Here is a 9942-nt window from a genome sequence, read left to right as displayed (position 1 = left end):
TATCTACCAAGTGTTTTGCCAGGAGATGGCATAGGAGAACGGTCCACCCCCCTCTACGGGATCGATATGGGGAAGGCATTCGCCATCGGGCTGCCTGCCCCGCACAAAGTTGACATCCGGGTCGAAAACATTCTTATAGTTATACATCTGCCGGCCAAACACGTTTTCGTAGAAATCGTTGCCCACCGCTTTCGCCAGCTGGTAACCGCAGAAATCATCGTATGCATATTCCAATGTCTTCGCTGTGCTTTCGTGGATTTCACCGTAGGGGATGTATCCCTTGGTAAAATAGTCCTTCCACCCTTCCCTGCCGTTGGAGCCACCCCAAAAGCCCTTATTGGTGACCTCGTGATAATAAGCCCGCAGGGCGCTGTCGGGGTTGAACGTGTGGATGCCCTTTGCCCAAGCATCGGCAAGCAACGATATGGCGTGGTTGCCAATCATCACGCCCGACATGCCCGGATTGGACCAGGTGGGGAAAAAGCCGGCCTGTTGCTGGGCATCCAATAACGACTGCATATACCTTCCCTGCATTTCCCGATGCAGGATGTTGCTCAAGGGGAATTGTGCCCGGAAGGTATCCCAGAAGCCGTTGTCGGTATACATATAACCGGAGTGAATTTTGCCGTCGTACGGGCTATAGTAATACGGATCGCCGTTTTCGTCGATCTCGTAGAATTTCCGCGAAAACAGATTCGCACGGAACAGGCAGGAGTAGAATGTGGCCTTTTCTTCTTCCGTTCCACCTTCCACCACCACCCGGTTCAGCAATGTATTCCACACGTCGAACGCTTTTGCTTTCGTGGTCTTGAAATTTTTGGCGCTGCCCAGTTCTTGTTCGAGGGTCAGTGCCGCCTGATCGGCACTGATGTACGATGAGGCCACCTTGACTTCGACCGTTGCACCCGGCGCAAATTCGAGGTATGCCCCCACCCCTTTTCCTGCCTCGTGCAGATTGTCCGCCCGTATGCTGTCGCCCGTGTTTTCCCACGTACCGAAACTTTTGAAATCGCGATCAAATTCCAGCACGAAGTAGTTCTTGAAATTGCCCGGAACAAACCGGCCGTTATTGACAAAGCCGATGATTTTCCGCTCATGCGGGATAATCTCCACCTCGCTGTCTTTGATAAAGCCATCCAGCACCAAATACGCCTTTTGCTTGCGCGGGAAACTGAACCGCATGTGGGCGCCGCGCTCCACGGGGCTGATTTCCGCTTGGATACCGTTATCAAACGTAACGGCATAATAATGTGGTTTCGCCGTTTCCCGGTCGTGACTGAATGCCAATGCGCGTTCATCTTCATTCACCACCAAGCTTCCGATCCCCGGCATCAACGAAAACACCGCATAGTCGTTCATCCACGGACTGCATTGGTGCACCTGCTGAAAGCCCCTGATGGTGTTGGCTTTATATTGGTATTTCCAGCCATCACCGTTTTTACCGGTTTGGGCGGAAAAGAAATGGAGGCCAAATGGCAGTCCTACGGTTGGATAGGTGTTCCCATACGACAAGGCCCATTCGGAATCGGTGCCTTGTAAGGTATTGACATATTTCACCAGATTGCGTTCCTGAGCGAACGAAAATACGCAACCTAAAAGTACGACCGCCAAGCCCGCCGAAACCGCCCTGATGACCCGATACATCCTTTTCATTTCCAAACCCCTGTTCGTTTTAAAACCCATGTGCTCCTATTTAGCTGCCTGTTGCCTTGCCCCAGTTTTCATTAGGCTGGGGTCCCATGAATAATTCGAGTGTACCGCCGGCGACCATATCCTGAAAGTCGATGTAACATTTGTTGTACGGCTGCCCATTGAGCAATGCCTTTTGGATGTAGCTATTCTCGGGCGAATTATCATGGGCGGTTATTTTAAACGTTGTCCCGTCGAAATAATCCGGATCGAGCGCAAACGCTACCTCATCGAATAGTGGACTGGTTATTTCGTAGCGCGTGGTGCCGGGGCACGACGGATGTATACCGGAGGCCGCTAAGACGTACCAGGCCGACATCTGCCCCACGTCTTCATTGCCGACAATGCCTTCCACGGAATTTTCATAAGCGGTTTCGCAGATATGGCGGGTCCATTTCTGTGTCAGCCACGGCGCATCCATGTGGTTAAAGAGAAACGGAACGAGGTGCACCGGCTCATTGGCATGGTTATAATAGTCGTTCCACAGCATGTGTTCCGGTGTTTTCTCAAAAAAATCGGTCAGGTCGGCCAGCGCTTTGCTGCGCCCGCCCATCAACTCAATCATGCCCGGAATATCGTGCGGAACGAACCATCCCTGCTGGTAGGGGTTGGATTCGATAGTCCCGTACCATTCTGTCGTCCGGGCATTTTCGGGCCAATCTTCCCACGACCCATCTTCTTTCTTGGGCCTGAACCATCCGTTTTCCGTGTCGAAAACATGCCGGTAGGCCTGTCCTTTTTCGAGAAAACGTTGGGCATCGTCCTGTTTACCCAATCCGCTGGCCAGTTGCGAGATACACCAGTCGGTATAGGCGTACTCCAACGTATTGGAAATGCTGAACGGAGGACCTGTATACCCCAATTCATCGTTGCCGAACAGCTGGGACGTATGGACGGCATATTGGTACGCTTTCTCGACATCGTAATCGCGGATGCCTTTTACATACGCATCGGCCAGTACCGATAGTGCCGGGTTGCCGATCATGCAACCGGAGTAGGCATTCAGCAACTCCCAGCGCTCGAAATACCCCTTGCCTGATTCGTCGGCGAGTTCAATCAGCGAATTCAATTGATCGCTGACCAGCTGCGGATTGATGAGAGTCTGCAACGGAAATTGGCTGCGGAAGACGTCCCACCCACTGAAGATGGTCCGCCGCGTGTAGCTACTGTCTTCATGGATCTTCTGGTCTCCGCCCGTATATCGTCCATCCACATCGGTATAGGTACGCGGGTCGATCATCGTGTGGTAAAGCGCGGTATAGAAAATCGTTTTTTTATCATCCGTTCCGCCTTGCACGTTAACACGTGACAATGCTTTGTTCCACAAATCCGTCGCTTCCGCCCGCACCTGGTCAAAGTCCTTGCCTTCTATTTCTTTTCTGAAATTGTTCTTTGCTCCCGCTAAGTCTACAAACGAGATGCCCACTTGCAGCGTCACCTCTTCATTGGCATCGGTTTCAAAATCGGTAAAAAAGCCGAGGTGGTCGCCTTCCAACTCGGTCTCCCCTTGGATGATTTCCGCCTTTTCCACATGCCGCAAGTACCGTTCACTCACCACATCATCCCGCTTGCGGGACCAGCCATCCGGGATATCCGCACGCCAGAAACCATAATCAGCCAAGGGCTTGCTGAAACGGGCATAAAAATAGACCGTATAATCTGCCTTTCCCTCACCGTCTCCCCAGCCCCCGCCTTCGGGGGTGCATTCCATCCACCCCTGTATCGTCCGGTCATCCACCTTACGGATATATTGCCGTACGGAGGTCCCCCCCACGCGCCTTGCCAAGTCGATCTGGATACGGGATTCCTTATTTTCCGGAAAGGTGAAACGGATCATCCCGCTATGTGGAGCCGCGGTCGTTTCCACGCCGATACCGTAGTCGGCCAACTGCACCGCGTAGTAACCCGGTTGGGCCAATTCCGAATTTTTGTCGTAGCGCGACCGGTACCCTTGGATGCTTCCATCCTCCTTTCCGGCAATCGTTTTCAAACTCCCTGTTGTGGGCATCACCAAAAAATTGCCGAGGTCGCCATACCATCCCACACCGCTCATTTGCGTAAACGCGAAGCCTTCTATCGTCTTGTGCTCGTAACTGTACCCGGGGCTGTTGTCGCCCCCGGTTATCGTATTCGGGCTGACCTGTACCATGCCGTATGGCGTCGTCGCCCCCGGAAACGTCTTCCCCAAGCCATGGTAAACCCCCGCTTCTCCCACGCTGGTGCTCGCCCCGATGAAAGGATTTACGAAATCGGCTGCTGCAAAATCTTCCTGCTGTATACCGCTTGCGCATGCACCAAGCAAAGACAACAACGCCCATCCCACCCCATAGTATACCTTCTTACCCACCATAAATAACTGACTCATTAACTTTTATCATTCCCTTTGTTACTGAACGGCAACGAGTTCGATTTTCCGTGTTTTCGGTATCGCCGCTTCCCTTATGGCCGCCACCAACTGGTCAATTTGGTGCTGCCAAGCCTCCCGCACTTCGGGCAACATGGCCTTCGCGTACAAATCCCTTTTGGCCCGCAACCAACCATCTGTGGCAATGTGTTCGTCCATGACGTTGATGGCTTGGCGATTGTTGGCGTTCAACAGCCCCTTGGGCTGGAAGAAGTTGTACTGTACCCAGGCATAATCCCTAAACCTGCGCTCGATCTCCCAACGCTCTTCGTTCAGATACATCACACCCAATGCTTGCTGGTATTGGGGGGTTTGGCTTAACGCCGCTAGATTTATCCCTTCGGCAAGCTCTTCGGCAGACCACGCCCCGATTTCCTCGCCATCGATGAGCAATCGGTGGAGGCCGTTCAATCCAGCCACGACCAACCGCTCCTGATTCATCTCTTCCATGAAAGGTACGGCGCGCAATGCTTCGTACTGGCTTTTTTTGTTGCCCCAACCCCGCGCTACGGTATCCAGGGGATAAGGCAATGAATTCGCCTGGTAGTCGAAAGAAATGCCGGTTGGTGTTTTCTTGACATGTGACACGTTGCAATTGACCGTCGAAACCACTTCCTGATGGGCGGCATCAATGGATAGTTCGGCCACCTTGTTGCCCGCAAAACCTTGCGCCTTCAGAAACAGGTATGCCATTACCATGTGCCCATCGTTGTCTGGGTGGATGCGGTCGTTTCCGCAAAGCGTGAAAGTCGGATCCTGCTGCTGGATACGTCCATTGATACGTGTCATCGGTTGGTTCAGATCGAAGAATTCCCAACCGTTTTCCTTGGCCGATGCCCTTTGGAAGTCCACGATGCGGAGCATCGCCCTATTCTTTCCCTTGAAAGGGGTATTGCCTTCAATCTCGGCCGTTTCGTCGTAAGGCGAGCTGCCCATCAATACAATCCGGGTATCGGTGAGTTCACGATACCGGCTTTCCATTTCTTGGTAGGCCTCAAATGATTCCTTCACCTTTTCGTCGGCAAACTTACCGGGCTCCGAGCCGTTGTATTCGAAATAACCCGAGTCGTTCATGCCAAAGGTTGTTACCAATACGGTTGGGCGCCTACTGAACACGTCGCCCTCCAAACGTTTGACCATCTCGATGACCCGGTCGCCCCCAATACCCGCATTTTCTATCGTCAGGTCCATCTTCGGAAACCGCGTCATATAATAGAGCCAGATGTACGAATGGTAATGCCCGCCATCCGTGATGCTATTCCCTAGAAACACAACCCGGTCGTTATCCTTAAATGGTTTTAGCCCTTGGGCCAAGACAGGCGATGATTGCAGACACGTTAGCGAAACGAGGAGGACGAGCCAAGTGAGCAGCGGAAGACGGTTTTTTGTAGCAACGGTAATCATGCGACGTTTATAATTTAAAAGGTTAAACCGGAATCGGGACCTTACCTGCCCCGCCGAATGGCGTGGCCGTATGTCTGTGTTCCTGTACCGGCAAATGTATATACCAATTCGCCCACCTGTATGGCCAAGTAGGCTAGTTGGTAGGTTATTTTTACCTTTTAAAAATATAATACGCTTTTAATCACAAATTTACCGATAAGTCATATAGACCAATTGGTAAACGTATGAGAACCTATCTGACGGGAAATGCACCTATCTTTTTCACGTTTTCTTCAAAGTGCTCGGGGTCGGTAACGGCTTTCCCTTTCACTTTGCTCTTGTAATTGTAAATCGTCTGGATGGAATACCGCAGGAACGTGGCAATTTGGTTGACGTCGGTGATGCCCAGTCGGATAAGCGCGAAAATGCGCAGCTCCGTGTTCAGGTGATTTTTCTTGAGTACGTATCGTTCGTTTTCTCGGAGCAATGCATTAAATTCCAAGACGAAATCAGGGTAAACCTCCAGAAAGGTGCTATCGAAGTCGGTATATAACTCCTGTGCATCTTTTTCGAGCGTAGAGGTGGATGCGCTCAGCTTTTGTAGCTCGTCCAGTTGGCCCGCTTTAATCTTTCTGCTTACGGTTTTACGGAATTCATCCAATTTATCGAGATATACCGCGCATTGGTTGATGTAATACCCGATATACCTTTCCCGTATCAGGTTCGCTTCATCCAATCGCTGGTTGGTGGATATCAGCTGCACGTTAATGGCGTCCAGATTCTTTCTTGCCCTCGATACGGTCTTTATCTGTTTATAAAGGAAGTATAACGTCACGATCAAGACGATCAGGAACACACTTATGGCCAGCGCGTAAGACCTTAGATTCCGTCGTTGTTGTTCGATTTTGGCCAGGTAAGTGGCTTCGATGATCGGTTGCGTACGTGCAATCACCGCATTCCTGAACCGTGAGTTATAAAAATTGGCATCCTTGAGTGCCGCCTGGATATAGTTGTATGCCCGGTCTATCGCTCCCTTACCGTGCAAATACATCGCTAAATTCAATAGCGATTCGTTTTCTTTTACGGCTAACCGCACATCGGTTATCGCTGCAAGCAGCAGATACTTTTCCTGCAACGATTGGTTTCCGAGTTCTTTATGGATCATTGACAGCCCCATCGCCGACATGGCATAGCCGTGGGAATCAACCGCCTCGTTCTTGAACAACGCCAATTGGATTTTGGCAGAAGCTTCGAATTCGCCTTCCGCCTTCAGTTTGAAAGACTTTTCCTTCAGGTACATGTCCGAGTCCTTGCCCAGTAGGTTCATCAACGTGTCCCTGCATCGCATAATCTCTGCGAAGTGCACCCGATTGTATTTCGGGTTGTCGGTATATTTTATCAGATTTTCATTATAGCGGATATAACCCCAGCAATAATATACCTTCAGGTGGTGAGGCAAAGCATCGAATTCGATGGTATCGAAAATTTCGAAAGCTTGGGTAAACAAGCCGGAAATCGACAAAACAAAGGCTAATCGCAACCTGCTTTCATCGATAAACGCCTTGTTGTTCAAGTCGTCGGCCAATTGGATATTCCGGTCGATGTAAGCGAGAGCAGAATCGCATATAAAAGACTGGTATTCGGCAATCAGCTCGTTGTTTAGGTGATAGCGGCTTTCCAACGACCGCTCCCGTTGGAGCACCTGCTTGATGCTGTCGATTTTCTGTTCTTTTTCTGCGGTATAGACGGCGCGTTTAGCGATGGTTTTATCCAGTACCTGCAATAGGGAATCTATTTCGGTTTTTTCACCGTTCGGAAAAGCGAACGTGTAGGAACCCAAGGAAAGGATTATGGTGCATAAAAGTATCTTCATTCCGCAATAACAATTGGTCGGCAAGTTGCTATGAAGGGCAAAGCTAGCGAAATATACGCGAAACCTATAAAAAACTCATTCCTTACCGTAAACCTGTGTTTTGTAATTTAGTAATAAGGTAATAAGAAGAAAGTAACCGCTTAAGCGGCCATCAGGTTACTCCACCGTTCTTTACGGAAGTACTTCATCATGACGATAAAACCGACCCAGGCAGTAGCCGCTATCCCCCAAACAAGCGCCTCATTTGCGGCAAAGAAATAATGGACATATCCCAGCAGCCCGACAAAACCCGTCAATAGCAGCGTCACGACAATCCGCCCGCCGCCTTGTTTGACAGGCTGTGAAAATGGGTATGCCTTGGTCATGAAAAGGGCAATCAACAACGCTTCGATACTGCCGATACCGGCAGCCAGCAGGGCATCGTTTATGATCCCTATACCCATCAGCGGGATACCGATGAAAACCAACAAGGCAATATAAGGATAGAAGAACTTGACGAGTACCGCCTTGAGTACCCCCGCCATCAACTCGCCGGGTGCGCGTAGCGGCGCCGCATAATACACCCATGCGGCCTTGAACCGTTCGCTTTGGGAAATGGATTGGAACACCGTCATCAGCGTGAATATAGACAGGTAAAACAAGACGATGAATGTACCCTGCTCGCGCATCTGTTCCAATTTAGCCACCAGTGAGCCACCTGAGCTACCCTCGTCATTGCCACTGCCGACAAAAAAGAGAAACACGAAATACACCGGCACGAAACCCAACGATGGGTAAACTTTCTGTTTGAACTCCCTCGACCGGCCGGTGATGAGCCACACGATGCCAAACCCCGCGGCTTCCAGCGGGCTCCGGCTCAACAATGCCCCCAGCCTGTCACCAAGGGTGCGTTTTACCGTAGCCCCTCCTTGGTCCACTGCGGCCGCCGTATCACTCCCTCCGGCCATCGCGGCAAGCTTGTCGTTGAATCCGGCGGCGAATATCCGCACCACCAACCACAGGGCCATCAAGGGGGCCAACACACCCAGTGCGCCGAGCACTGCCACCCCTACCGAGAACGGTTGCCCGACCAGCTGCTGGAGCGAAGCTACCCACACCGGCGGCAATAACCAGGTGGCGGGCGCCGACTCGATGCGCAGTTGCTGGACCCATTCACTGCGCAGCAACGTCGGCCCTAAGTAATAGGATGAAAATATGGCCACCGAAAATAAGACCTGAAAAATCGACACCGTATCTTTCAGCCGCTGTGCCGAAAGCCATTTCATCATCATCAGGTAAAAAAGGTTTACCAAGAGCAGGGTAAGAATGCCGGTTATCATCACTTGCACCATGAAAATCGCACCGGCGGTAATCCCGTTAACCACAACAGCGTATACCAAGCCTGGCAAGGCGAGGCCCGCCAGCAAACCCAGCAGTAGGATACCGATATGGAGGATACGGCTCACTGAAAATGTCCGGTCGTCCACGGGCCGGGGCAAGATGATGAACTGGTCGCGCGTATCCAATAAGATGGTTGAAAACTCGCTGATCAGCATCAACGCCAACACACACATCAAGGAGAAAAAATAAAACGAGCCAGCCACATATGGATCGTCCAAGAAAAAATGATAAGCCAACAACATAGCTCCCGTCAGGGCCATCACAATGGTTTGTAGGATACTGGTATTCGACGACTTCTTCTTTGTGCCTGTCGCCCACGACATCATCGGCCGTCGGTTATCCATCGATAGTTTGACCTTCAGGATCAAACGGAGCTTTTCAAGGTCGACACCCAGGCGTTTCCACAGGAAAGCGGGCGACAACAGGATGTTAAGAATCAGTTTATTCACGTTATTTCCTTATTATCGTCCGTCTAGGGCCGAAATGATCTGGGCGGCATCATTGTCGGCGTTCGCACGGCCCGTAAGCCGCGCAAAAACACGTTCCAACGTTTCACCATGTTCATGCTTGAGGGAGTCGAACGTGCCATCGGCCACGATAGCGCCATCATGGATGAGCAGGATGCGATCGGAAATTTTCTCCACCACGTCCATCATGTGCGAACAGTAGAAAATGGTCTTCCCTTCCTTTGCCAACAGCGATATCATTTCCTTGACGGTGATTACGGCATTGGCATCCAGGCCCGCCAGCGGCTCGTCAAGCATGATGATGCGCGGATTATGGATGATACCTGCGATAAGCAGCACTTTCTGCCGCATGCCTTTGGAAAATGCATCCATGCGTGTATGCAGCCGATCACCCAAGCCGAAACTGGCCAACAAGCGCTCTGCCCGGCTGCGGATCGTCGATGCCTCCATGCCATAGAGTTTACCCACGAAATCCAGGTACTCCAACGGGGTGAGCACATCATAAAGTTCCGCATTTTCGGGCACGTATCCGATCTTGGCTTTCACCGCAAGCGCATCGGCCCGCAGGTCGATGCCATCCACGGTCACCGTGCCTTGGAAATCGGCGATCAGCCCGCAGAGTATTTTCACGGTGGTCGACTTGCCCGCGCCGTTCGGCCCGATGTAACCGATAATTTGGCCCGGATAGATATCGAGGTCGATGCCATTAAGGATATGCTTGCTACCGTACGATTTTTCAAGGCCGG

General features: G+C 51.3%; 6 protein-coding genes. All 6 read right to left on the bottom strand.

Translation table 11 applies throughout. The features are described from left to right. Positions 1-3: 3 nt before the first annotated feature. Complete coding sequence (locus ACO1NT_RS10010) at positions 4-1653, bottom strand: GH92 family glycosyl hydrolase (protein ID WP_449048487.1); 1650 nt, start codon at positions 1651-1653, stop codon at positions 4-6. Positions 1654-1693: 40 nt separating this feature from the next. Further along, entirely contained in the window at positions 1694-4054 is a 2361-nt protein-coding gene (locus tag ACO1NT_RS10005; protein WP_449048486.1) for a GH92 family glycosyl hydrolase, read from the bottom strand. Positions 4055-4075: 21 nt separating this feature from the next. Next, positions 4076-5497 carry an SGNH/GDSL hydrolase family protein gene (locus ACO1NT_RS10000; protein WP_449048485.1) on the bottom strand — a complete coding sequence of 474 codons (1422 nt, stop codon included), beginning with the start codon at positions 5495-5497 and terminating at the stop codon, positions 4076-4078. 232 nt (positions 5498-5729) lie between these two features. After that, complete coding sequence (locus ACO1NT_RS09995) at positions 5730-7349, bottom strand: DUF6377 domain-containing protein (RefSeq protein ID WP_449048484.1); 1620 nt, start codon at positions 7347-7349, stop codon at positions 5730-5732. A gap of 140 nt (positions 7350-7489) precedes the next feature. Then, positions 7490-9178: a hypothetical protein gene (locus ACO1NT_RS09990; protein ID WP_449048483.1), complete on the bottom strand. Its 1689-nt coding sequence runs from the start codon at positions 9176-9178 to the stop codon at positions 7490-7492. Between the two features lie 12 nt (positions 9179-9190). Continuing rightward, positions 9191-9942 (bottom strand): ABC transporter ATP-binding protein (locus ACO1NT_RS09985; RefSeq protein ID WP_449048482.1); only part of this gene is annotated, 752 nt, incomplete at its 5' end.

Source organism: Parapedobacter sp., from assembly GCF_053550995.1.
The sequence above is the reverse complement of the archived record's forward strand: the minus strand, read 5'-3'. Positions and strand labels throughout refer to the sequence as shown.